We start from the raw sequence: 24,955 nt of genomic DNA, 5'->3' as shown, positions 1-24,955 counted from the left end.
GGCTCACGGGGCCGCCGCGGGATCCGGCGCGGGAACCGGGGGGCCGCCGCCCCCCGCGGCATCGTCGTCGCCCACGGCGATGCCCCGCCGCTTGGATACGTAGACCGCGACGACGATGATCCCGATGGCGACGACGGCCACCATCGCCCGCACCCAGGGATTCGCGTCCGCTCCGTAACTGAACTGCACGATCGCCGGGGCGATGAGCAGGGCGACCAGGTTCATCACCTTGAGCAGCGGGTTGATCGCCGGACCCGCCGTGTCCTTGAACGGGTCTCCGACCGTGTCGCCGATGACGGTCGCGGCATGGGCCTCGCTGCCCTTGCCACCGTGGTGGCCGTCCTCGACGAGCTTCTTGGCGTTGTCCCAGGCGCCGCCGGAGTTGGCGAGGAACACCGCCATCAGCGTGCCCGTGGCGATCGCGCCGGCGAGGTACGAGCCGAGCGCGCCGACACCGAGCGTGAAGCCGACCGCGATCGGCGCCAGGACCGCGAGCAGTCCCGGCGTGGCCAGTTCGCGCAGGGCATCGCGGGTGCAGATGTCGACGACGCGCCCGTACTCGGGCTTCTCCGAGTAGTCCATGATCCCGGGATGCTCGCGGAACTGCCGCCTGACCTCGTAGACCACGGCTCCGGCGGACCGGGACACCGCGCTGATGGCCAGCCCGGAAAACAGAAAGACGACCGCGGCGCCCAGGATCAGACCGACGAGGTTGTTGGGCTGCGAGATGTCCAGGCTGAGCCCCAGCTCTCCCGCCCCGGCCCCGACCTCGTCCACCGCCGTGGCGATGGCGTCGCGGTAGGACCCGAAGAGCGCCGCCGCCGCCAGGACGGCGGTGGCGATGGCGATGCCCTTGGTGATGGCCTTGGTCGTGTTGCCGACCGCGTCCAGGTCGGTGAGCACCTGGGCGCCGGCCCCCGTGACGTCCCCGGACATCTCGGCGATGCCCTGGGCGTTGTCCGAGACCGGCCCGAAGGTGTCCATGGCCACGATGACGCCCACCGTGGTGAGGAGCCCCGTCCCGGCGAGCGCGACCGCGAAAAGCGCCAGCATGATCGACGTACCGCCCAGCAGGAACGCCCCGTAGACGCCCAGGCTGATCAGCAGCGCGGTGTACACGGCCGATTCCAGGCCGATGGAGATGCCCGCCAGCACCACGGTGGCCGGGCCGGTGAGCGAGGACTTCCCGATGTCCCGGACCGGGCGGCGATTGGTCTCGGTGAAGTAGCCGGTGAGCTGCTGAATGAGCGCGGCCAGGACGATGCCGATGGCAACCGCGACCAAGGCGAAGATCCGCGGATCGCCACTGTGCCCGGCGATCGCCTGGTCGGTGACCCCGGCCAGCTCGGCGTACGAGGAGGGCAGATAGGCGAAGGCGGCGACGGCCACCAGGGCGAGCGAGACCACCGCGGAGATGAAGAAGCCGCGGTTGATCGCGGTCATCCCGCCGCGGTCGGCACGGCGCGGGGCCACCGCGAAGATCCCGATCATCGCGGTGACGACGCCGATCGCCGGGACCATCAAGGGGAAGGCGAGACCGGAGTCGCCGAACGCTGCCGTACCGAGGATGAGCGCGGCAACGAGCGTCACGGCGTACGACTCGAAGAGGTCGGCGGCCATGCCCGCGCAGTCGCCGACGTTGTCGCCCACGTTGTCGGCGATGGTGGCGGCGTTCCGCGGATCGTCCTCCGGGATGCCCTGCTCCACTTTGCCCACCAGGTCGGCGCCCACATCCGCCGCCTTGGTGAAGATCCCGCCGCCGACCCTCATGAACATGGCGATCAGCGCCGCGCCGAGACCGAACCCCTCCAGCACCTTGGGCGCGTCGGCGGCATAGACGAGCACGACGCAGGAGGCCCCGAGCAGACCGAGTCCCACCGTGATCATTCCGACCACACCACCGGTACGGAAAGCGATCTTCATCGCTTTGTGCGAGACAGCGGTGAGATCCTTTTCCGGTTCGCCTTCCGCCGGAGTCGCCTCACGCGCCGCTGCTGCCACCCGCACATTTGCCCGTACGGCGAGCCGCATGCCGATGTAACCAGTCGACGCCGAGAAAAGCGCGCCCACCAGGAAGAAGAGGGAACGCCCCGCGCGCTGCGACCAGTTGTCGGCCGGCAGCAGGAAAAGCAGGAAGAACACGACGACGGAGAAAACTCCGACTGTGCGCAACTGCCGGGCCAGATAGGCGTTCGCGCCCTCCTGGACCGCCGCGGCGATCTCCTTCATGCGTTCGGTGCCCTCGCCGGCCGCCAGGACTTGGCGTACGAGCAGCTGGGCGACGATCAGCGCGGCGACGGCCACGACCGCCACCACGATGACGATCAGCCGGTTGCCGTCGGTGAGTACCGCCGCCGCGAGGGAGACGGGTCGGTCGGAAAGTGCGGATTCTTGCGTCAGTGCTGCCATTGGGGTGGTGAAGAACTCCGCCATACGTCCTCCTTGACGCTCAGCGCTCAAGTCGTGGACGGATTGTAGGGAGCGGAACCTGATCAAAACAGTGGGCGGGAGGAGAATTGACCGCACTCCCCCCAACGCCGAAAGATCAGCGGAGAGATTCTGCTCGAATGCAGTAATGGGGCAGACGCATTACGCGAAGATAATCAAGAAAGAAGGCCCTGCTCAGCTGGGCCTGAGAAAACGAAACATCACCCGCGCGGCTCAACGCCCACGGTTCTCAACACCCGGGGCGGGACGGGAGGGCGGACCCAAGCACTCAACACCTCGGCACCTCGGCACCTCGGGCACAGTGCTCAGCACCTGGAATCAGGGGCAGAAGCACGGAAACAGACAGAGGCTCGGGGCGCGGGCACAGGCCACGCGAGCACGGGCACAGGTGCGGGTACGGACACAGGTGCGGGTACAAGCCCTCAGGGGCGTACCGTGGCGTCGGCCGTCGGCCAGCTCATACGGATCACTCCGCCGCCCGCACCGGATCGAACCTCCACGTCGTCGACAAGACCGCTGATGACCGCGAGGCCCATCTCGTCCTCGCTATCACCGTCCATCTCGGGATCGGGCCGGTCCGGTCCTGCTCCGGAAGTGCCGGAGCCGTTACGCGCCCCGGACACGGCGGCATCCCCGCCGGGGCCGGGAACGCTGTCCCCGACCTCGATGGAGAACGCCTTCTCCTCCTCGGTCAACGCAACGCTGACCGGCTCGGTGATGCCGTGACTGCGGTGCAGCCCGACCGCGCGGCTGCACGCCTCTCCGACGGCGAGCCTGACCTCGTCGAGCACCGCCTCGTCGACGCCGGCCCTGCGCGCCACGGCGGCCGCCACCAGGCGGGCCGTCCTGACATGTTCAGGCTGGGCGCTGAAGCGGAGTTCAACGGTGGCCATGACATCCCCCTCGAACGTTCGGGCGTACGCCTCAGAGGCCCCGGGCATGTCACCCGGCACCCCTGCTCTCCTCCTCCGGAAGCCGACAAAGCCGACAGCCGACCCGAGGGTCGACCGCCTGCCCATCGCGGCCCACACACTGCCGCTGCCGGCCTGTTCACTGCCTGCCGACCGACCCGGGGGGCCGGTCCGCTCCGACCTCAGTCGGTGGCGGCGACAGCCTCGTCGACCGTGGTGTGAATCGGGAACACCTTGGTCAGACCTGTGATCCGGAAGATCTTGAGAATGCGCTCCTGGTTGCAGACCAGGCGCAACGAGCCCTCATGGGCCCGGACACGCTTCAAGCCGCCCACGAGCACGCCGAGGCCGGTGGAGTCGAGGAAGTCGACGCCTTCCATGTCGACAACCAAGTGGTAGCTGCCGTCATTCACCAACTCGACCAACTGCTCGCGCAGCTTGGGCGCGGTATACACATCAATCTCGCCACCGACCTCGACGACCGTACGGTCGCCACCAGGGCCGGACACATTGCGAGTCGACAGGGACAGGTCCACGGATCCTCCAGCACCTTGCTATCGAGCGGTCGCCCCTCGGTCTCCCCGACGGAGGCCAGGGGACGGATCGCCAGCCGCGATGGCATTCAATCACTTACCAGCAGCCATGCACGACGCCTTGGGACCATTGTCCGTCACGCCAGTGACACACTCGGTGCCGATGGCCAAGAATCACCGTCCCGGACGACCACCCGAGAGTGGGGCCTCGCGCCCCTCTCCCGCCATGATCCTCGACCGGCTCGCCGCAGGGGCGGGCCGGGCCGCGCGCATCACTCATACGGAGCACTTGCCCCCGCGATCGGGAACCCATGCCATCTGGCCGGATCGCATCCGACCAGAAGTGATCTCGGCGATCGAAAAAGCCGGGATCGCCCATCCGTGGGCGCATCAGGCTGCCGCGGCGGAGCACGCGCTGGACGGCGAATCGGTCGTGATCGCCACCGGCACGGCCTCCGGGAAGTCCCTCGCATACCTCGCGCCGGTCCTCAGCACCCTCCTGGACGGCTCAGAGGCCCCCAACGGCCGCGGGGCCACCGCCCTGTACCTTGCCCCCACCAAGGCCCTGGCAGCCGACCAACGGCGCTCGGTGAAGACGCTCGCGGCCCCGCTCGGCAACGCCGTCAGGCCCGCGGTCTACGACGGCGACACCCCCGTCGAGGAACGCGAATGGGTGCGGCAGTACGCGAACTACGTCCTGACCAACCCCGACATGCTGCACCGCGGGATCCTGCCGTCCCACCCCCGCTGGGCGTCCTTCCTGCGCGCCCTGCGGTTCGTCGTGATCGACGAGTGCCACACCTACCGGGGTGTCTTCGGCTCCCATGTCGCCCAGGTCCTGCGCCGCCTACGCCGTCTGTGCGCCCGCTACGGGGCCGATCCGGTCTTCCTGCTCGCCTCCGCCACGGCGGCCGATCCCGCGGTCGCAGCAGGGCGTCTGACAGGCCTGCGGGTCCGGGAGGTGTCCGACGACGCCTCCCCGCGCGGCGAGCTGGTCTTCGCCCTCTGGGAGCCGCCGCTGACCGACCTGCACGGCGAGAAGGGCGCACCCGTTCGCCGTACCGCGACGGCCGAGACCGCCGACCTGCTCACCGATCTGACCCTCCAGGGCGTCCGCTCGGTCGCCTTCGTACGCTCCCGGCGCGGCGCGGAACTGATCTCGTTGATCGCCAAGGAACGTCTTGCGGAGGTCGACCGCTCGCTGCCGAAGCGGGTCGCCGCCTACCGCGGGGGTTACCTCCCCGAGGAGCGCCGGGCCCTGGAGCGGGCGCTGCACTCCGGCGAGCTGCTCGGTCTGGCGGCCACCACCGCCCTCGAACTGGGAATCGACGTCTCCGGCCTCGGCGCGGTCGTCATCTCCGGCTACCCGGGCACGCGGGCCTCCCTCTGGCAGCAGGCGGGCCGCGCCGGCCGCTCGGGCCAAGGCGCCCTGGCCGTACTCGTGGCACGGGACGACCCGCTGGACACCTACCTGGTGCATCACCCCGAGGCCCTGTTCCAGCAGCCCGTCGAGTCGACGGTGCTGGACCCGGACAACCCCTACGTCCTGGCCCCCCATCTGTGCGCCGCAGCCGCCGAACTGCCCCTCACCGAGTCCGACATCGCGCTCTTCGGGCCCGCCGTGCCCGAGCTGCTGCCCCAGTTGGAGGCCGCGAAACTGCTGCGCCGGCGGGCATCGGGCTGGCACTGGACCCGACGCGAGCGGGCCGCCGACCTGGCCGACATCCGGGGCGGGGGCGGCCGCCCCGTCCAGATCGTCGAGGAGGGCACCGGCCGCCTGCTGGGCACCGTCGACGCGGCCGCCGCCCACACGGCCGTCCACGAGGGGGCCGTCCACCTCCACCAAGGCCGCACCCACCTGGTCCGGAAGCTGGATCTGGAGGACTCCGTGGCCTTGGTCGAGCAGGCCGACCCGCCGTACTCGACGGTCGCCCGTGACACCACGGCCATCACCGTCCTGGAGACCGACATCGAGATCCCCTGGGGCCAGGGGCGGCTTTGTTACGGCTCCGTCGAGGTCACCAACCAGGTCGTCTCGTTCCTCCGCCGGAAGCTGATCACCGGGGAAGTCCTGGGCGAGACGAAGCTCGACCTGCCGCCCCGCACTCTGCGCACCCGCGCCGTGTGGTGGACGGTCACCGAGGACCAGCTGGACGCGGCCCGCGTCAACCCGGAGATCCTCGGCGGCGCACTTCACGCCGCCGAACACGCGTCGATCGGCCTGCTGCCGCTCTTCGCCACCTGCGACCGCTGGGACATCGGCGGCGTGTCCGTACCGCTGCACCCGGACACCCTGCTGCCGACGGTCTTCGTGTACGACGGCCACCCAGGCGGAGCAGGGTTCGCCGAGCGGGCCTTCCACACCGCCCGTACATGGCTGACAGCGACACTGGCGGCCATCGTGTCCTGCGAGTGCGAGGCGGGCTGCCCCTCCTGCATCCAGTCCCCCAAGTGCGGCAACGGCAACGAGCCCCTGCACAAACGCGGAGCCGTACGCCTGCTCACCGAACTCCTCAAGTCCGCACCCCCGGAACCGAGCGAACCGGCCGCGCCCGGCGGACCGACTACACCCGACGGTCCGGCCACGCTGAAGGGTTGAGGCGCCAGGAACAACACCTTCGACAGCCGGCCGTCGGCGACGACACTTTCAGGAATCTCTGTCAGGACGCTCTGTCAGGAGCGGGGAGGGCCGAGGGACCGGCCGGACGAGCGGCCGGGGGCTCACCCAGTGGTCCGGTCCGCGATCGCCCGGAGGGTCCGGCCCGACGATCGCCCGGAGGCCCTGCCTAGGGCCGGTCGGAGGCCCTGCCCGGGACCTGACGACGGGCAGGTAGGGCCCGAACGCCGAGCGGGCGGTCACATCGGCGATCTCCCCGTGCACCTCGCAGCGAACGAGCACGGCCCCCTGTGCCAGGGCTACCCGCCGGGCCGTCTCACACGCGACCACCGCCCCTTCCAGCGCCCGGTCCGCAGCCGCGAGGGCCGCCAGATCCGCTGCCCCACCTGCCCGGTGACGGGCGGCTACGGCCTGGCCCAGTGCGAGCACCACAGCGAACACGGTGCAGAGACCGGCCGCAGTGACAGCCACCCACACGGTCGCCATACCTCGATCCGCGCCGAGCCCCGCACGCAGGATTGCGACCCGGGGTGCGATCCAGTTCATTCGTCGATCCATTCGCCGACCCACCCCCGATCCGCGCCACGCCCCATACCCCTGCCCATACCTCTGCTCTCGGCCTCGCCTACCTCTGCCCTGGGCCTCGCCCTCGCGCTTCTCCCCCGCCCCGACCCAACGCCGAAACCTGCACCGACGACAACCCCGTCCAGTCTCCGGCCCCAGGTTTCCCTCGTCCTCATGGCCCGGCACCCCCGACCGTGTCCTCCGCCAGGGCAGCCGCCTCGGCGCTCAGCGTCAAGGCCAGCACTCCCGGTCCCGGGGTCGGGGCCTCCACCCGGACGCGCCACAGGTCTCCTGCCCGGCCCATCTCGACCCGGGCGCCGTGGGGCGCCGCGTCACGCGCGGCTTCCAGCACCGCCGCCTCCGGCTCAGAACGGGCCGCCGCCCGCGCCCCCGCCCGCGCCGCGTCCACGCACAGGATCTGGTCCGAGGCCGCCATCAACGCCCACAGCAACGCCATGGCGAAGGTCACCAGCACCGGGATCGCCACGGCTGCCTCCGCAGTCACCGCGCCCCGGTCACCGCACCCGTAGCCGCTCGGGGCCGGGCGCCCGTGCGACCCCCGGTGCCGTCCCCGAGAAAGGCTGCGGTCCGACGCCACAGGCCCCTTCCACGGGCAGGCCCCCGCCGCGGCCTCAGAACTTCGCATCGAGCGCGTCCTCGACCAGCGACTGCAGCGCCGACAGCACCGGCCCGCTGTTCACCACCTTGTAGAGCACCGCCGCGAAAGCGCACGCGGCGATGGTTCCCACCGCGTACTCCGACGTGGTCATCCCTCGGTCGGACCGGCCGAGCCGTCCCGCCCACCGTGCGGACCACTTCACCATCCGGTCCGGCACACCTGCGGACAACCGGCCTCCACGCAGAACGTCGACGGCCCGGTCCCAGAACTTCGTTTCCATTTCATCCCCCGATGAGCATCGATGAGGAGCGGGTGCCCGATCGGAACACCCGCGAGCGACAGCGAGAATGAGTGACCGCCAGGTCACCGCACGCCGCGAAAGCCGGGCAGGCTCACCGGCCCGCACAGCCTCACCGGCCAGGCCGGCCGGTCGCGAGCAGGTCGCCGGCCAGGCCGATGATCACCGGCGCCACCCCGACCGCCAGGAAGGCGGGGAGGAAGCACAGGCCGACCGGCGCGGTGATCAGCACCCCGGCCCGTTGCGCCCGCGCCACCGCCGAGGCGGCTCGCTCGGCGCGCATCGACTCGGCCAGCCTGGCAACCGGCTCCGCGGCCGGGGCCCCCGTCGAGCCGGCCCGATGCAGACAGCGGGCCAGCGGGCCGGCGCCCGGTATCTCCCCGAACCGACCCCACGCCTCGGCCGGTTCGCCGCCGAGACGGATCTCGGCGGCGGTTCGGGCGAGCCGATCGCCGACGGGGCCGCCGATGGATTCGCCCACCTCCGCAGCCGCCTCCCGGGGGCCTGCCCCGACCGCGATACAGGCCGCCAGCAGATCCGCGGCCAGCGGAAGCTGCCCGACGATCGCGGCCCTCTCCGAAGGGTTGTCGCCGGGATGAGGACGGGGGCGGGACAGCTGCCACCGCCACGTCCCGTACGCAGCGACCGAACCGACCGCGCAGCCCATCACACCGCCGACCAGAACCCATCCGGCCGACCAGGCTCCGGCCGGAGCCGCCCAACGCCGAGCGGTCTCGGGGAGACCCGAACCACCGCCCGCCAGGAACGGCGCGACCAACCGGCTCCACCTGCCGGACCGTGCCGCAATGGCCGTCCCCAGCAACAGTGCGCCCCGTCGGCGAACCGCTCGCTTCCCAAACCTGGCGGCAATCACGGCTGCCAGGTGCGCCGCCACTCCCAGCACCGCCGCCGACATCCCCAGGCTGTGGAGAACTTCTCCGTCCGCCACGTTCACGCCGCCTCCCCTCCGCGCACGATCCGGCAGGCCCAATACAGCCCGGCCGCCTCCAGGAACACCCCCACCGCCAGGCAGGCCAAGCCGCCCGGGGTGTGCAGCAGTACGCGCAAGGGTTCGGCTCCGAGTGCCGCTCCCAGCCCCAGACCAGCGAGCGGGAGCAGCGCCAGAACCACGACCGTCGACCAGGCTCCCGCCAGTTGAGCGCGTAGCTCCTCCCGTCTGCGCCGGTCCTCCCGCAGCGCGGACTCCAGGCGCTCAAGCCCGGTCGCCAGCCCGGCCCCGCCGTCCACGGCCACCCGCCAGCACGCGGCCATCCCGGACAGGCCCCCCAGTCCCGGGCCCTCCGCCGCCTGCCGCAGCGCCGCCGGCACATCACCGCCGAACCGCGCCGCCGCCAGCACCGCGGCCTCCGCCTCCCCCAGCCGGCCGCCTGAAGCGGGCGCAGCCGAGGGGCTGTCCGCCGCCGGACCTTCGCGCAGCGCGACCAGCAACGCCTGTCCCGGCTCGCGGCCGGCCCGCAGCTCCCCGACCACGGCTCCGCACAACGCCGCCACCGCGGTCGTGGCCCGCTCCGCCTCCCGCGCTCCGGCCCGCCTCCGCAGCCACCGGCGCACCAACGGGACCGCCACGGCCCCCGCGACGAGCGGCAGCACCGAACCCCCCAGCACCGCAAGCAGCAGGGCGACCGGGACGCACCCCCACTCCCGACGCCCCCGGACGGACTCCGTCACGCGCCCAAGGGCCCTGAGCAGGCGTGGCCGCCGACTCCATGTCCGACACGACTCGGTGGGAACGTCCACGAACAGCACCCGCGCCCGCCGAACGCCCGGGTCCCGCACCATCGCGAGCCACACCGCTGAACCCGCGCAGAGAGCCACCGCATGGGCGGCGTACACGGAGGTTGCCCCCATCACAGCGCACCCCCGATCAGCGACCGCAGCCGTTCCCAGCCCCGCTCCGGAACAAATCCGCCGATGCCCCAGCTCAGGGCCGGAACCGTGAGGACCAGACCCGCCGGATCCCTCTCCAGGACGTGCACCTCGGCGACTCGCCGTTGCCCCGCGCGGTCCCGCACGAGATGCACGACCACCGAGAGCGCGGCCGCCAGCTGGCTGTGCAGGGCCACCCGGTCGAGACCGGCCGCGGTGCCCAGAGCCTCCAGCCGGGCGGGAACATGCTCGGCGGCGTTGGCGTGGACGGTGCCACACCCGCCTTCGTGCCCGGTGTTCAAGGCGGCCAACAACTGAGTGACCTCAGCACCTCTCACCTCTCCGACCACCAACCGGTCGGGCCGCATGCGCAGTGCCTGTCGCACGAGATCCCGCAACGTCACCCGGCCCGCACCCTCCTGATTGGCCGGACGGGACTCCAGGCGGACCACATGCGGATGATCCGGCCGCAGCTCGGCGGAGTCCTCGGCGAGCACGATCCGCTCGTTCGCCCCGACCGCCCCCAGCAGACTGGCGAGGAGCGTTGTCTTGCCCGCCCCGGTGCCGCCGCTGATCACATAGGAGATCCGCGCTTCCACAAGGGCCCGCAGAATCCGGTCTCCGCCCGGCGGCACCGTGCCCGCGTCCACCAACTCCGCCAGCGAGAAGGCCCGTGGCCGCACCACACGCAGGGAAAGGCAGGTCGAGCCGACGGACACCGGGGGCAGCACGGCGTGCATCCGTGTGCCGTCAGGCAGTCGTGCGTCCACCCATGGCCGTGCGTCATCCAGCCTCCTTCCGGCCACCGCGGCGAGACGCTGGGCCAGCCTCCGCACCGCCGCCGCGTCCGGGAAAGTGACGCCCGTCAGCTGGAGCCCCCCGCCCCGGTCCACCCACACTCGGTCCGGTGCGGAGACCAGCACATCGGTCACCTCCGGATCCGCGAGCAATGGCTCCAGCACTCCCGTGCCGACGAGTTCGCCGCGCAGCTCTGCCGCGGCCCCGAGCACCTCGGCATCCCCCAGCAACCGCCCCTGGGCCCGTAGAGCGGCGGCCACTCCGGCCGGGGTGGGAGCCGCACCGCTGCGTGCCAGCCGCTGGCGTACGGCGTCCAGCAGTTCGTCCGTCATGCCGCCCCTCCCCCGGACGGGCCGGTCACGGCGCTTGCGTCACCGGCCGCCGCCGCGTGCTCCCAGAAGGCCGAACAGAACCGGGCCAGCGGGCCCTTGGCGCTGCCTCCGGGCGGGGTTCCATCGTCCTGGGAGACCAGAAGGCCGGATTCCAGAGGGAGTTCACCGACGAGCGGGAGGCCCATGGCCCGGGCGACCCATCGCCCGTCCAACCCTGACGCATACGGTCCCCGGGGCACCACCCGCAGGTCGTCCAACACCATTCCGGCCATGGTCGCGACGCGCCTGGCCGCTGCTACCGCGCGCAGTTCACCCGGCACCACGAGCAGTCCGAGATCGAGTTGGGCCAATGCTTCGGCAACTGACTCGTCGACCCGGCGTGGCAGGTCCACGACCACCACGCCGCCGAGTCGCCGCGCGGCGGCCAGCACCGCACGCATCGCCTGCGGCGGGATCACCACCTCGTCGTCCCGACCACAGCTCAGCACCCGCAGCCCGTGGAGCGCGGGCAGCGAGTCCTCAAGAGCTCCGCCCCCGAGACGGCCCTTCGACTGCGCGAAATCCGGCCACCGCATACCTTCGGCGCGTTCGCCGCCGAGCAGGACGTCGATCCCGCCCCCCAACGGGTCGGCGTCGATCAGCATCGTCCGCCTACCGGACCTCGCCGCGCTCACGGCAAGGGCACAGGCCAGCGTGGATGCGCCGGAGCCGCCCCGGCCGCCCATCACACCGACGGTGAGAGCGGGCCGCCCCACGCCTTCGGCGGCGTTGGCGATCTGATCGACGAGCCAGGCCTCGGAATCGGGCAGCCGCAGTACATATTCGGCCCCGATCTCCACCGCCCGCCGCCACACGTCCGGGTCGTCCTGGTCCCGGCCCACCAGCATCACCCCCTTCCTGCGGCCGGTGCCGCGGCAACGCGCGGCGGCGTCATCTCCCACCAGCACCATCGGAGCCCGCTCCCAACCACCCCGACGTCCGGGCGGCCCGTGATGAACTTCCGGCTCGGCTCCGGCCGCCGCACACAGCCGCAGCAGGTCGTCGAGCAGCTCCACGTCTTCCGTCACGATCAGCGGGCCTCCGCGCCGCGCCTCGGCGACCGCCGCTCCTTCTCCTGCGATGGATCCAGCCACGATCTCCGCCCCCTTCTCACTGCCCCTACAGTGCGGTTCGCGGTGTTCTCGGAGCGTTTCCGAGATGCGCGATTCCGGCACCCGCGGACTTCGCGGGTGGAATCAACGTGCAGCACCGCGGAAAATCATGTGGATCTTGATGAAAAACTGTGGACAACTTCGAGGCTGTGAATAACTTCGTAACCCGAACCAGCGACTTCCGGAGCGCAGCCTTCTGGCTACACACTGTGACGAGTCGGGTGGCACGACACCCGACTCGCACAATCAGGCCGATGACGGCCGGACGGGAGGCTCAGGTGATACCCACCCCTAAAACGCGTCCGGACATGCGACGACCCCCGCCGGGGGGGAGAGCGGGGGTCGTCCCCACGGCCGACTCGGGGGGGGGGAGGAGCCGGACCGGGTTAGCACGGTCGCGAACGATCCGTGACTTCCATGGTGTACCCGAGGGCCTTCTCAGGCAAACCCACGCGCCGGGGTTTACGCCGAATGGTGGGCCCCTATGCTCAGCGTTGTGGAAAACTGCTTCTCGCCGCGCACAGCAGCCTTCTTTGACCTGGACAAGACGGTCATTGCGAAGTCTTCGACGCTGACCTTCAGCAAGTCCTTCTACCAAGGCGGACTGATCAACCGCCGCGCTGTACTGCGCACTGCGTACGCACAGTTTGTGTTCCTGGCCGGGGGCGCAGATCACGACCAGATGGAGCGGATGCGTGAATACCTCTCCGCTCTCTGCAAGGGGTGGAACGTCCAGCAGGTCAAGGAGATCGTCGCTGAGACCCTCCACGACCTGATCGACCCGATCATCTACGACGAGGCCGCCACCCTCATCGAAGAACACCACACGGCGGGGCGCGACGTGGTCATCGTTTCCACCTCGGGCGCCGAAGTCGTCGAGCCCATCGGCGAATTGCTCGGCGCCGACCGCGTCGTCGCCACGCGTATGGTCGTCGGCGACGACGGGTGCTTCACGGGCGAGGTCGAGTACTACGCCTACGGACCGACCAAGGCCGAGGCAGTGAAGGCGCTAGCGGCCTCGGAGGGGTACGACCTTTCGCGCTGCTACGCCTACAGCGACTCCGCGACCGATGTACCGATGCTGGAGTCGGTCGGCCACCCGCACGCGGTCAACCCGGACCGCGCGCTGCGCCGCGAAGCGACCCTTCGCGAGTGGCCGATTCTCGTCTTCAACCGCCCGGTCCGACTCAAGCAGCGACTGCCCACCTTCTCCATGCCGCCCCGCCCCGCCCTCATGGCGGCGGCCGCGGTCGGCGCGGCGGCCGTCACCGCCGGGCTGGTCTGGTACGCCAGCCGTCGGCGTACCGCCGGCGCGACCCTGTCCGGGTGAGATGGGACGAGGCGCAGCGAGGTGAAGCGGGCAGCGCTCCACCGGAGTGGCGCCTCGCCCGATTCGCCCTTGATTGAACCTAAAAGTAAAGAAGCGGAGCCAGGGCTATCCCTTCCCCGGGTCCTGGAGTACAAAGGATGTAACGGCCCGCGAGACCAAGGACATCCGCGAGGATGACCTGTAACGCAGGACGGCCCCACGGACCGAGCACGAAAGCCGAGCACCCACGCGACGTCGACCCGTCGATTACGGGCCAGCCGCACCAGGTGACGGGCAAAGTACCCGACCTGATGGGCAACACAAGAGGACGCTTGGTAACTGGGCGGACGTGCCAGCGGCGGCACCGCACATCGGTGCCGCCGCAACCCTTACCCCGGGCCATCACCCTTCGTCCGCCCTGGAGTCGCCCTCCTCCGTGCCGTCCGCGCCCTCTGAGCCCGCCGTATCGGGCCTTGGAGCCGCTTCCACCCCGAGACGCGTCGAATGAGGCCGCATCCACCCCCTGAGGTCGTGTCGGGCCCTGGACAGTGTCGGGCCCTTGGCCGCGTCGACCCCGTGGTGTCACCGGGCACCCCGGCTGCGACAGGCCCCTCAGGCGGCGCCTCGCTGAAGTGCCTCGCACACTGCGGTCGACTCGCGCACACCCAGCTCGACGGAGCGCCCGCAGTGGGTGATCCAGGCGGCCACGCCCTCCGGAGTTCCGGCCGTATAGCCCTCGAACGCCGCGACATAAGCCGCCCGGCCCTGCTCCGCGTGCCCCACCTCAGCCGGACAGATCGACTTCGGGTCAAGTCCACTGCCGATCAGCACAATGCGCTCAGCCGTCCGGGCCACCAAACCGTTGTGCGAGCCGAACGGGCGCAGCGCCAGTAGCTCACCATGCACCACAGCGGCCATGACCAGCGCGGGGGCGCTGCCGCCCGCGATGATCAGCCGCGAGAGCCCTTCGAGCCGTCCGGCGACCTCCTCGGCCCCGGGAATCGGCGCCTCGATCAACGGCTCGTCCACGGATTCGCCCGCCAGCCGAGGACGCCCCACCGCGTCGTCGGAAGTCACCCCGCCGGCCGCCACCAGATGCAACCGAGCCAGCACCCGCAGCGGCGACTGCCTCCAGATGGAAAGGAGTTGCCCAGCTTCCGCGGTAAGCCGCAACGCGGCGCCGACCATGCGCGCCTCATCCTCGCCACTGAAGTCGGCACGCCGACGCACCTCCTCGAGGTTCCAGTCGGCACCGGCCAGCGCGGCCGAACCACGAGAACCCCGCAGAGCGGCTTCAGCTGTGACCTCATTGCTGCGGCGCCGCATGACGCGATGACCGTAGACCCGGTCGACGGCCTTGCGCACGGAATCCACGGCATCGGGAACTCCGGGCAGGGAACCGAGCGCGGCAAGCGGGTCCGAGGCAGTCGTACTCATAAGTAGCGAGGCTACGCGCCCACCGCACCCACACCACCCCCAAGTGGCCTTCTTCACGAACAGTGGCAGCGCAACGCAATGGAGCGACTACCCTAGGTGAACATGAAGATCGCTTTCGTCGGGAAGGGCGGCAGCGGAAAGACCACGCTGTCCTCGCTCTTCATCCGCCACCTCGCCGCCAACGAAGCCCACGTCATCGCCGTGGACGCCGATATCAACCAGCACCTGGGGGCCGCTCTCGGTCTGGACGAGACAGAGGCCGCCGCGCTGCCCGCCATGGGTGCACACCTCCCCCTCATCAAGGACTATCTGCGGGGCACCAACCCCCGTATCGCTTCCGCCGAGACGATGATCAAGACGACTCCACCCGGCGAGGGCTCCCGGCTGCTGCGGGTCTGCGAGGACAACCCGATCTTCGCGGCCTGTGCGCGCACGGTGCGGCTCGACGACGGGGACGTCCGGCTGATGGCGACAGGGCCCTTCACGGAGTCGGATCTCGGAGTGGCCTGCTACCACTCCAAGGTCGGAGCCGTGGAGCTCTGCCTCAACCACCTGGTAGACGGCCCCGATGAGTACGTCGTGGTCGACATGACGGCGGGCTCGGACTCATTCGCCTCGGGTATGTTCACCCGCTTCGACATGACGTTCCTGGTTGCGGAGCCGACCCGCAAAGGCGTGTCGGTGTACCGCCAGTACAAGGAGTACGCACGCGACTTCGGCGTCGCCCTGAAGGTCGTCGGCAACAAGGTGCAGGGCCCGGACGACCTGGAGTTCCTGCGCGCGGAGGTCGGCGACGACCTGCTGATCGGGATCGGCCACTCCGACTGGGTACGGTCGATGGAGAAGGGGCGGCCGTCCAGGTTCGAGCTGCTGGAGGCCGACAACCGGATGGCCCTGCAGACGCTGCAGGACACCGCCGAGGACTCGCACGGGTTGCGCGACTGGGAGCGCTACACGCGCCAGATGGTGCACTTCCACCTGAAGAACGCCCAGAGCTGGGGCAACGAGAAGACCGGTGCCGACCTGGCCGCCCAGGTCGACCCCGCCTTCGTGCTCGACGAACGGCACGCAGGAGCGGGCATGACCGCACCCGCCTGACGGGTCGCGTGGGGCCACCGCCCTCGCCCCGCGGGGCGAGGGCGGGGCGGCACCCACGCCACGTGGGCATCACCGTCGCCGCCCCACGTCCTGCCATCCCGCGCCCTCCGTCCCCTCCGTCCACCCCCTCCACACGCATTCGCCGGCCACCGAAAGGTGGCCGGCGAATGATGCCGTGCGCGCGGCCGGCCGATGTTCGGCCGGCTGCCTCCTCGGTGTCTCAGCCAGTCGCTCCTGCGGGAGCCGAACCTGCCTCACCCTGTCCCGACACCTTCTCCGGAGCCCGATCCGGAGCCTCTCCAGCGCCCTCGGCCGGGGCTTGGCCCGGAGCCTGATCCGGGGCCCTTTCCTTGCTTTCGGCCCCGCCCTTGCCCTCGGCCTTGTCCTCTGTCTTGCCCTTGCCCTTGTCCGCGGGCTGCGCGGCAGCCGGCTGGTTGCCCAGGTAGGACGACCAGCCCGTCTTCGGCTCCTCGCCAACGCCGAGCGTGGTGAGCTTGGCCAGCGCCTTCGGGTCCTGTGCGTCCAGCCAGTCGGCGAGCTGGCGGAAGGACACGCAGCGCACGCCCTCCTTGGTGCACACCTGCGCGATGGTCTCCTCGATGGCGCGCATGTAGGTGCCGCCGTTCCAGGACTCGAAGTGATTGCCGATGATCAGGGGCGCCCGGTTGCCGGTGTACGAGCGGTCGAAGGCCTGAAGCAGACCGTCCCGCATCTGATCGCCCCAGTACTCGTGCTGGGAGGGGTCTCCCTGGGTGGCCGTGCCGGACTGGTTGACCATGAAGTTGTAGTCCATCGAGAGGGTCTCGAAGGCACGGCCCGGCATCGGAACCAGTTGGAGCGGAATATCCCAGACCCCGTCCTTCTTCTTGGGCCAGACCTGGTTGCCGACACCGCTGGAGTCGTAGCGGAAGCCCATGTTCCGAGCAGCGGCGACCATGTTCTTCTGGCCTTCGAGGCAGGGGGTACGGGCCCCGACCAGTTCCTTGTCGTAGTCGAAGGGGAGCGGGGCCTCGCCCTTCAGCTCCGGAGTGTTGGTCTTCCAACCCTTGACGAAAGCTTTCGCCTGGCTGATCTCGCTCTTCCACTCATCGACGGACCAGGTCCCGACGCCGCCGTCCTCGCCACAGAAGTGGCCGTTGAAGTGGGTGCCGATCTCGTTGCCTTCCAGCCACGCGGCACGCACCTCGTCAAGGGTGTCGCGGATGCCCTCGGTGTCGTTGAAGCCGATGTCAGAACGGCCCGGTGCGTGCTGGGGCGGGTTGTAGAGGTCCTTCTTGTCCTCCGGCAGCAGGTACACGCCACTGAGGAAGTACGTCATGTCGGCCTTGTACTTTTCGGCCACGCCACGGAAGTGCGAGAAGAGCTTCTGACTGTCCTCTCCAGCTCCGTCCCAGGAGAACACCACGAACTGGGGAGGCTTCTCGCCGGGTGCCAGACGTTCGACGGCCGGCATCTTCGGCTGGACCCCGGTGAAGGCCGTGGACCCGTCCCCGATGAGCTTGACCGCGCTCTTCGGGGCGACGGCCGGGGGGTTCTCCTTGGCCCCGTGGGCACCCTTCTCCGCGTCGGCTCCGGCGCCCCCTGACGCGGACCCTCCGGGCCCGGCCCCGGAACAGCCCGCGAGAACGGCGACCAAGGCCGTGGACATGACGCCCAAGGCGATCCTCTTCGTGGCGGCCATCATCCGCCCACCCTCTTCCTTGCAGGTTATTTGCGTTGAAGTGCCGACACGGCGCGGCCAAATTCGCACGCGGTTCCGCATAGCAAGGGCGACATACCGAATGAAAAGCTGACTATTCACTGATAAGGGTTATCAACTAGCCCGAACGCCTCCGACCTGAACCGGGCGAGCCCTCGGCCCGTGCAACCAGGTGACCTCGTTCCGTATCGCACCTCGACGCACCTGACGGGGGCGGAACTGCCGTGCGCCACGCGTCGTACGGCGCCCCTCGACCGCGGAGCGGGATCATGGCTCCATACACGAAGACACAGGTCTAAACCAATTCCCGGCAGGCCCTTGTCACCCGGCCCCGCGCCTGATGAGCTATGCCCCGGGACACAACGGACACCCTGGGACTGGGAGAAGTCGTGAGTAACGAAAGCCTGGCCAACCTGCTTCGGGAAGAGCGGAAATTCGCTCCGCCCGCCGAGCTGGCCGCCAACGCCAACGTCACCGCAGAGGCGTACGAGCAGGCCGAGGCGGACCGGCTGGGCTTCTGGGCCGAGCAGGCCCGTCGCCTGACGTGGGCCACCGAGCCGACCGAGACCCTCGACTGGAGCAACCCGCCCTTCGCGAAGTGGTTCGCGGACGGCAAACTGAACGTCGCGTACAACTGCGTGGACCGCCACGTCGAGGCGGGCAACGGCGACCGGGTCGCCATCCACTTCGAGGGCGAGCCGGGCGACAGCCGCGCCATCACCTACGCGGAGCTGAAGGACGAGGTCTGCCGCGCCGCCAACGCCCTGACAGAGCTGGGCGTCGGCAAGGGTGACCGGGTCGCCGTCTACCTGCCGATGATCCCCGAGGCCGCCGTCGCGATGCTGGCCTGCGCCCGCATCGGCGCAGCGCACTCCGTGGTCTTCGGCGGCTTCTCGGCCGACGCCATCGCCGCCCGTATCAAGGACGCGGACGCCAAGGTCGTCATCACGGCCGACGGTGGCTACCGCCGCGGGAAGCCGTCCGCTCTCAAGCCCGCCGTCGACGATGCCGTCTCGCGTTTCGAGAACGTCGAGCACGTCCTCGTGGTCCGCCGCACCGGCCAGGACACCGCGTGGACCGAGGGGCGCGACGTCTGGTGGCACGAGATCACCGCCCGGCAGTCCGCCGAGCACACCCCCGAGGCCTTCGAGGCGGAGCAGCCGCTCTTCATCCTCTACACCTCGGGCACCACCGGTAAGCCGAAGGGCATCCTGCACACCTCCGGCGGTTATCTCACCCAGGCGTCGTACACGCACAACGCGGTCTTCGACCTCAAGCCGGAGTCCGATGTCTACTGGTGCACCGCCGACATCGGCTGGGTGACCGGGCACTCCTACATCGTTTACGGTCCGCTGGCCAACGGCGCGACGCAGGTCATGTACGAGGGCACTCCGGACACCCCGCACCAAGGGCGGTTCTGGGAGATCGTGCAGAAGTACGGCGTCACGATCCTCTACACCGCCCCGACGGCGATCCGTACGTTCATGAAGTGGGGCGACGACATCCCCGCGAAGTTCGACCTGAGCAGCCTCCGTGTCCTGGGTTCGGTCGGTGAGCCGATCAACCCCGAGGCGTGGATGTGGTACCGGAAGAACATCGGCGCCGACACGTGCCCGATCGTGGACACCTGGTGGCAGACCGAGACCGGCGCGATGATGATCTCGCCGCTGCCCGGTGTGACGGAGACGAAGCCGGGAAGCGCCCAGCGCGCGCTGCCGGGTATCGCAGCCACCGTCGTGGACGACGAGGCCAACGAGGTGCCGGACGGCGGGGGCGGCTACCTCGTCCTCACCGAGCCGTGGCCCTCCATGCTCCGCACCATCTGGGGCGACGACCAGCGGTTCATCGACACCTACTGGTCGCGTTTCGAGGGCAAGTACTTCGCGGGCGACGGTGCGAAGAAGGACGAGGACGGCGACATCTGGCTCCTCGGCCGGGTCGACGACGTCATGCTCATCTCGGGGCACAACATCTCCACCACCGAGGTCGAGTCCGCCCTCGTCTCCCACCCCTCGGTCGCCGAGGCCGCCGTGGTCGGCGCCGCCGACGAGACGACCGGCCAGGCCATCGTGGCGTTCGTGATCCTGCGCTCCACCGCGACCGCCTCCGACGAACTGGTCGCGGAGCTGCGCAACCACGTCGGCACGACCCTCGGCCCGATCGCCAAGCCCAAGCGGGTGCTCCCGGTCGCCGAGCTGCCGAAGACCCGCTCCGGCAAGATCATGCGCCGGCTGCTCCGCGACGTCGCCGAGAACCGCGAGCTGGGCGACGTCACCACGCTCACCGACTCCTCCGTGATGGACCTGATCACCACCCAGCTGCCGTCCTCCTCGTCCGAGGACTGACGGCACAGAACAGACACATGAGTACGGCTCCGATGGGCATCCGGCAACGTGCCGGGTGCCCATCGGGCGTTTAGCCTGAAGATCACCCATAACGGTCCCGCTCTTTACGCCCCCGGTAGAGTGGCCGCTTCACGCACAACTACAGAGAACATCTCCACAGGGGCGCCGGGAAGTCTGGTCGGCACGTCGATCAGTCATGCCCTCATGCCGCCCTGACCTGGAGGTCTTCTCGTGGTACCGCCCAACCCGCCCACAACCGCGCCCCCCACACCGCCCCAGCGCTCGCTGCTCGGCAGGCTCTCGCTCCCCGAGCGGAACTACGTGGCAGAGGCGCTGCGCACCGAGACGGTGGGCGGTGTGCTGCTGCTGCTGGCGGCGGTGGCCGCACTCGTCTGGGCGAACACCTTCGGCGGCTCGTACGAAGCGGTCAGCGACTTCCACTTCGGCCCCGGCTTCCTCGGCCTGGACCTCTCCGTGGCGCACTGGGCGGCGGACGGACTGCTCGCCGTCTTCTTCTTCGTCGCCGGCGTCGAGCTCAAGCGCGAGCTGGTCGCGGGCGAACTCCGCGACCCGAAGGCCGCGGCCCTCCCGGTGGTGGCGGCCCTGTGCGGTATGGCGGTACCCGCCCTCGTCTACGCCCTCACCACGGTCATCGGCGGCGGCTCGACCGACGGCTGGGCGGTCCCCACAGCCACCGACATCGCCTTCGCGCTCGCCGTCCTCGCGGTGATCGGCACCTCGCTGCCGTCCGCGCTGCGGGCGTTCCTGCTCACCCTGGCCGTCGTCGACGACCTCTTCGCGATCCTGATCATCGCGGTGTTCTTCACCTCGGACCTGAATTTCCTGGCGCTGGGCGGGGCCGTCCTCGGCCTGGTCGTCTTCTACCTCCTCCTCCGCTTCGACGTCCGGGGCTGGTACGTCTACGTTCCGCTCGCCCTGGTCATCTGGGGCCTGATGTACAACAGCGGCATCCACGCCACCATCGCCGGTGTCGCGATGGGCCTGATGCTGCGCTGCACCCATCGCGAGGGCGAGAAGCACTCCCCCGGCGAGCACATCGAACACCTGGTCCGCCCGCTGTCGGCAGGGATCGCCGTCCCGCTGTTCGCCCTGTTCTCGGCCGGGGTCGCTCTGAACGGCGAGGCGCTGGCCGGTGTCTTCACCCGGCCCGAAGCGCTCGGCGTCGTCCTCGGTCTCGTCGTCGGCAAGACGGTCGGCATCTTCGGCGGCACCTACATAGCCGCCCGATTCACCAAGGCGGAGCTGAACAAGGACCTGGCCTGGGCCGATGTGTTGGCACTCGCCTCGCTCGCCGGCATCGGGTTCACCGTCTCGCTGCTCATCGGCGAGCTCGCCTTCGAGGGCGACCCGGAGATGGTCAACGAGATCAAGGCGGCCGTCCTGCTCGGTTCGCTGATCGCGGCGCTGCTCGCCTGCGTACTGCTCAAACTCCGGGTACGCAGGTACAGGGAGTTGTACGAGGCCGAGGAGCTGGACGAGGACGAATCCGGGGTACCCGACGTCTACGAGCAGGATGATCCGGAATATCACCTGCGCATGGCCGTCATCCACGAGCGCAAGGCGGCAGAACACCGCCGTCTCGCCGAAGAGCGGGCGGGGGCAGCGCGCAACAAGCCGAACAGTCCGGCATGATCTGACATCGGATGTGTCGAAGACGGAGAGGGAGTCAGGGATGAGCGACCCCGGCAACTACACGGGCAGTGCGGACCGCAGCATCGGGCAGCTGGTCGCCTCGGCGACGGCCGAGATGTCCGCGCTGGTGCACGACGAGATCGCCCTGGCCAAGGCGGAGGTGCGGCAGGACGTCAAGCGCGGGGCGATCGGCAGCGCGGCGTTCATCGCCGCGGGCGTGCTGCTGCTGTTCACGATGCCGATGCTGAGCTTCGCCGCCGCGTACGGGATCCACAACCTGGGCCTGGGCCTGGCGTGGTCCTTCCTGATCGTGGCCGGAGCCTTCATCCTCCTGGCCGCCCTGATCGGCTTCATCGGTCTGCGGAAGTTCAAGAAGATCAAGCCGCCGGAGAAGTCCATCGCCTCCGCCAAGCAGACCGCCGCCGTCCTGCAGAACGCCAAACCGCACCCGCGTCCGTCGATCGAGGCCGCCGCGATCATCGAGCGCTCCGGCAGCTCGCCGGCGAAGAAGAGCATCGGGAGCGGCTCCGGAAACGCCTCCGGTAAGGACAAGGCCGACGCTGTGGCACGCTCGTCCACATGACGGTTCCCGATTCCAGCGCATTCGGCCCGACGGGCCCGGTGGCCCCGGAGGGTTCGGCCGCCCCGGCCACGAGCCCCGTGGGCCGGACCGCCGCCGGGGGCCCGGTGCGTCTCGACGGCCCCTGGACCCACCGCGACGTGGCGGCCAACGGTGCGCGGTTCCACATCGCGGAGATGGGCGAGGGGCCGCTGGTGCTCCTGCTGCACGGCTTCCCGCAGTTCTGGTGGACCTGGCGTCACCAGCTGCCCGCGCTCGCCGAAGCGGGCTTCCGGGCGGTCGCGATGGACCTGCGCGGGGTGGGCGGAAGCGACCGCACGCCGCGCGGTTACGACCCAGCCAACCTGGCCCTCGACGTCACCGGGGTGATCCGCTCCCTCGGTGAGCCCGACGCGGCCCTGGTCGGCCACGACCTCGGTGGCTACCTCGCCTGGACGGCCGCCGTGATGCGGCCCAAGCTGGTCCGCCGGCTCGCCGTCTCCTCCATGCCGCACCCGCGCCGCTGGCGCTCGTCGATGCTGTCCGACTTCGCGCAGTCGCGGGCCGGTTCGTACGTCTGGGGCTTCCAGCGCCCTTGGCTGCCGGAGCGTCAGCTCCTCGCGGACGACGCCGCCCTGGTCGGGAGCCTCATCCAGGACTGGGCGGGCCCCCGCACCCCGGGCTTCCCGGACGAGGCGACCCTGGACGTCTACCGGCGGGCCATGAGCATCCCCACCACCGCCCACTGCTCGATCGAGCCGTACCGCTGGATGGTGCGGTCGATGGCGCGTCCTGACGGGATCCAGTTCAACCGGCGGATGAAGCGTCCGGTCCGGGTGCCCACGCTGCACCTGCACGGGTCGCTCGATCCGGCGGTCCGTACCCGTAGTTCGGCGGGGTCCGGCCAGTACGTCGAGGCGCCCTACCGGTGGCGACTTTTCGACGGTGTCGGGCACTTCCCGCACGAGGAGGATCCGGTCGGCTTCTCCACCGAACTCATCAACTGGCTCAAGGACCCCGAGCCCGACCGGTAGCCGCCCGCCCGCCACGGGCACGCGTGTCCGACGAACAGCCAATTGCCTGCCGCATACGCCAATTGGCTGACTCGCACACGATTACCGACCTTGGGTCACGGGCAGACGTCGGGGTATGGGCTGGACGCACGACTTCACTGACGAAGCACGCAACCGCCGCTCCACCGCGTCTGCCGGTGTGGGCACTCATGAGGGGGGCGGCCCTCGTGGCCGGGTGCACGAAGTGCATGACCTTCACCGTTCCCGTCTCGGGATTCCGCGCATCCTCCGCCGTCGGGCCCGCTGGGTCTCGGCACGGCTCCGACACCCCCGTAACTGACCCTTCCTGAACCGCTGAGGCGGGAGTACGGGGGCGGGCACCGGTCCTACGGCGGGCGGGACTCTCGCAGCACGCCCTAAAGGGCGCAGCCCTGGCTGTCGACCTGCTGGTTGGCCTCGCGACCGATCTCGATGTCCTCGCGGATCTCGTCGGCCGTCAGCGCGTAGCCGGTCTCCGGGTCGTCGAGCGACTTGGCGAACACCACTCCGTACACCTTCCCGTCCGGAGTGAGCAGCGGGCCGCCCGAGTTGCCCTGGCGCACCGTCGCGTAGAGCGAGTACACATCGCGGCGCACCGTGCCCCGGTGGTAGATGTCCGGACCGTCGGCGTCGATGCGGGCGCGGACGCGGGCCGAGCGCACGTCGTACGCGCCGTTCTCGGGGAAGCCCGCGACGATCGCGCTGTCGCCGGTCTCCGCGTCGTCGTTCGGGCCGGTGAACTGTAGCGGCCTGGCCCTCAGATCGGGGACGTCCAGGACAGCGATGTCGCGCTGCCAGTCGTAGAGGACGACCTTCGCGTCGTACAGCCGGCCTTCGCCGCCGATCTGGACGGTGGGTTCCTCCACGCCGCCGACCACATGGGCGTTGGTCATCACCCGGCGCTCGGAGAAGACGAAGCCGGTGCCTTCGAGGACCTTGCCGCAGCTCGGGGCCGTGCCCACGACCTTGACGATCGACTGCTTGGCGCGGGCGGCCACCGGGCTGCCCACGAGGGCCGGGTCCGGGGCCTTGACCTCGGTGATCGGTTCGTTGGCGAACGGGCTGAAGACCTGCGGGAAGCCGTTCTGCGCGAGGACGGAGGAGAAGTCCTGGAACCAGCTGGGCGCCTGCTTGGGCATCACCCGGTCGACCCCGAGCAGCACCGAGGAACTGCGGACCTCCTTGCCGAGGGTCGGCAGCGAGGTGCCCGCCAGCAGCAGGCCGATCATCCAGGCCACCAGCAGCATGGCCACCACATTGACCAGGGCGCCGCCGGTGGCGTCCAGGGCGCGCGCGGGCGACCACGTGATGTACCGGCGGAGTTTGTTGCCCAGGTGGGTGGTGAAGGCCTGGCCGATCGAGGCGCAGACGATCACGATGACGACCGCGCCGATGGCGACGGCGGTGGAGACCTCGGCGTCCTCGGTCAACCGGTCCCAGATGACCGGCAGCAGGTAGACGGCGACGAGACCGCCCCCGAGGAAGCCGATCACCGACAGGATGCCGACGACGAAACCCTGGCGATAGCCGATGACCGCGAACCACACGGCAGCCAGCAGCAGCAGGATGTCCAGCACGTTCACCGTCTGTAGCCTCGCAGTTTCGTCACCTGGCCCGTCGGTGGTGACGGGGTCCGGGCCGGGCC

The 24,955-nt window shown here is 70.0% G+C and carries 21 protein-coding genes; 8 read left to right on the top strand and 13 right to left on the bottom strand.

Annotated elements, in window-relative coordinates; all coding sequences use genetic code 11:
- Positions 1–3 precede the first annotated feature (3 nt).
- The 3 genes from ACZ60Q_RS10150 to ACZ60Q_RS10140 form a co-directional block, all read right to left on the bottom strand.
- A complete protein-coding gene (locus tag ACZ60Q_RS10150) occupies positions 4–2,433 on the bottom strand; it encodes a sodium-translocating pyrophosphatase (protein ID WP_469631037.1) in 2,430 nt (809 codons plus the stop codon).
- 437 nt (positions 2,434–2,870) lie between these two features.
- Positions 2,871–3,341, bottom strand: a complete 471-nt coding sequence (locus ACZ60Q_RS10145; protein ID WP_469631034.1) for an ATP-binding protein — start codon at positions 3,339–3,341, stop codon at positions 2,871–2,873.
- Between the two features lie 200 nt (positions 3,342–3,541).
- Positions 3,542–3,895: an STAS domain-containing protein gene (locus ACZ60Q_RS10140; protein WP_003967428.1), complete on the bottom strand. Its 354-nt coding sequence runs from the start codon at positions 3,893–3,895 to the stop codon at positions 3,542–3,544.
- 79 nt (positions 3,896–3,974) lie between these two features.
- Between ACZ60Q_RS10140 and ACZ60Q_RS10135 the strand changes: the two genes are divergently transcribed.
- Positions 3,975–6,491, top strand: coding sequence for a DEAD/DEAH box helicase (locus ACZ60Q_RS10135; RefSeq protein WP_469631031.1), 2,517 nt, complete (start codon positions 3,975–3,977; stop codon positions 6,489–6,491).
- Between the two features lie 48 nt (positions 6,492–6,539).
- Here the strand turns inward: ACZ60Q_RS10135 and ACZ60Q_RS10130 are convergent, their stop codons facing one another.
- The 7 genes from ACZ60Q_RS10130 to ssd form a co-directional block, all read right to left on the bottom strand.
- The gene (locus tag ACZ60Q_RS10130) at positions 6,540–6,995 is read right to left on the bottom strand and encodes an Rv3654c family TadE-like protein (protein ID WP_469631324.1); all 456 of its coding nucleotides are present in this window, start codon (positions 6,993–6,995) and stop codon (positions 6,540–6,542) included.
- Between the two features lie 250 nt (positions 6,996–7,245).
- The gene (locus ACZ60Q_RS10125) at positions 7,246–7,719 is read right to left on the bottom strand and encodes a TadE family type IV pilus minor pilin (protein WP_469631026.1); all 474 of its coding nucleotides are present in this window, start codon (positions 7,717–7,719) and stop codon (positions 7,246–7,248) included.
- On the bottom strand, positions 7,706–7,972 hold the full coding sequence (locus tag ACZ60Q_RS10120; RefSeq protein WP_469631023.1) for a DUF4244 domain-containing protein: 267 nt from the start codon (positions 7,970–7,972) through the stop codon (positions 7,706–7,708). The genes ACZ60Q_RS10125 and ACZ60Q_RS10120 overlap by 14 nt, the downstream gene beginning before the upstream one ends.
- Before the next feature lie 130 nt (positions 7,973–8,102).
- A complete protein-coding gene (locus ACZ60Q_RS10115; protein WP_469631321.1) occupies positions 8,103–8,906 on the bottom strand; it encodes a type II secretion system F family protein in 804 nt (267 codons plus the stop codon).
- Positions 8,907–8,941: 35 nt separating this feature from the next.
- The gene (locus ACZ60Q_RS10110) at positions 8,942–9,859 is read right to left on the bottom strand and encodes a type II secretion system F family protein (protein ID WP_469631020.1); all 918 of its coding nucleotides are present in this window, start codon (positions 9,857–9,859) and stop codon (positions 8,942–8,944) included.
- Positions 9,859–11,007 carry a TadA family conjugal transfer-associated ATPase gene (locus ACZ60Q_RS10105; protein WP_469631017.1) on the bottom strand — a complete coding sequence of 383 codons (1,149 nt, stop codon included), beginning with the start codon at positions 11,005–11,007 and terminating at the stop codon, positions 9,859–9,861. The genes ACZ60Q_RS10110 and ACZ60Q_RS10105 overlap by 1 nt, the downstream gene beginning before the upstream one ends.
- Positions 11,004–12,140, bottom strand: coding sequence for a septum site-determining protein Ssd (gene ssd, locus ACZ60Q_RS10100; RefSeq protein WP_469631014.1), 1,137 nt, complete (start codon positions 12,138–12,140; stop codon positions 11,004–11,006). The genes ACZ60Q_RS10105 and ssd overlap by 4 nt, the downstream gene beginning before the upstream one ends.
- A 502-nt stretch (positions 12,141–12,642) precedes the next feature.
- On the opposite strand from ssd, the gene ACZ60Q_RS10095 reads away from it, so the two are divergent.
- Positions 12,643–13,488, top strand: a complete 846-nt coding sequence (locus ACZ60Q_RS10095) for an HAD family hydrolase (protein ID WP_469631011.1) — start codon at positions 12,643–12,645, stop codon at positions 13,486–13,488.
- 591 nt (positions 13,489–14,079) lie between these two features.
- Here the strand turns inward: ACZ60Q_RS10095 and ACZ60Q_RS10090 are convergent.
- Entirely contained in the window at positions 14,080–14,904 is an 825-nt protein-coding gene (locus tag ACZ60Q_RS10090; protein WP_469631008.1) for a Fic family protein, read from the bottom strand.
- A gap of 102 nt (positions 14,905–15,006) precedes the next feature.
- On the opposite strand from ACZ60Q_RS10090, the gene ACZ60Q_RS10085 reads away from it, so the two are divergent.
- Positions 15,007–16,002 (top strand): ATP-binding protein, encoded by a 996-nt coding sequence (locus ACZ60Q_RS10085; RefSeq protein ID WP_469631005.1) that lies wholly within the window; start codon positions 15,007–15,009, stop codon positions 16,000–16,002.
- A 220-nt stretch (positions 16,003–16,222) separates the two neighbouring features.
- Here ACZ60Q_RS10085 and ACZ60Q_RS10080 read toward each other — a convergent pair whose 3' ends face one another.
- Positions 16,223–17,686, bottom strand: coding sequence for a polysaccharide deacetylase family protein (locus ACZ60Q_RS10080; RefSeq protein ID WP_469631002.1), 1,464 nt, complete (start codon positions 17,684–17,686; stop codon positions 16,223–16,225).
- Between the two features lie 362 nt (positions 17,687–18,048).
- Here ACZ60Q_RS10080 and acs point away from each other — a divergent pair, with 362 nt between their 5' ends.
- The 5 genes from acs (at position 18,049) to ACZ60Q_RS10055 (ending at position 23,611) form a co-directional block, all read left to right on the top strand.
- On the top strand, positions 18,049–20,046 hold the full coding sequence (gene acs, locus ACZ60Q_RS10075) for an acetate--CoA ligase (RefSeq protein ID WP_469631000.1): 1,998 nt from the start codon (positions 18,049–18,051) through the stop codon (positions 20,044–20,046).
- A 231-nt stretch (positions 20,047–20,277) separates the two neighbouring features.
- Complete coding sequence (gene nhaA, locus ACZ60Q_RS10070; protein ID WP_469630997.1) at positions 20,278–21,699, top strand: Na+/H+ antiporter NhaA; 1,422 nt, start codon at positions 20,278–20,280, stop codon at positions 21,697–21,699.
- A 40-nt stretch (positions 21,700–21,739) separates the two neighbouring features.
- A complete protein-coding gene (locus ACZ60Q_RS10065) occupies positions 21,740–22,282 on the top strand; it encodes a phage holin family protein (RefSeq protein WP_469630994.1) in 543 nt (180 codons plus the stop codon).
- Positions 22,279–23,292 (top strand): alpha/beta fold hydrolase, encoded by a 1,014-nt coding sequence (locus ACZ60Q_RS10060; protein ID WP_469630991.1) that lies wholly within the window; start codon positions 22,279–22,281, stop codon positions 23,290–23,292. Before ACZ60Q_RS10065 ends, ACZ60Q_RS10060 begins: the two co-directional genes overlap by 4 nt.
- A gap of 115 nt (positions 23,293–23,407) precedes the next feature.
- The gene (locus ACZ60Q_RS10055) at positions 23,408–23,611 is read left to right on the top strand and encodes a hypothetical protein (RefSeq protein WP_469630988.1); all 204 of its coding nucleotides are present in this window, start codon (positions 23,408–23,410) and stop codon (positions 23,609–23,611) included.
- A gap of 76 nt (positions 23,612–23,687) precedes the next feature.
- On the opposite strand, the gene ACZ60Q_RS10050 is transcribed toward ACZ60Q_RS10055, so the two are convergent.
- A complete protein-coding gene (locus ACZ60Q_RS10050) occupies positions 23,688–24,893 on the bottom strand; it encodes a MarP family serine protease (protein ID WP_469630985.1) in 1,206 nt (401 codons plus the stop codon).
- Between the last annotated feature and the right edge of the window lie 62 nt (positions 24,894–24,955).

The organism is Streptomyces sp. NPDC104313, from assembly GCF_055583985.1.
Note: the sequence above shows the minus strand (reverse complement) of the source record. Positions and strands in the feature narration are given on the sequence as shown.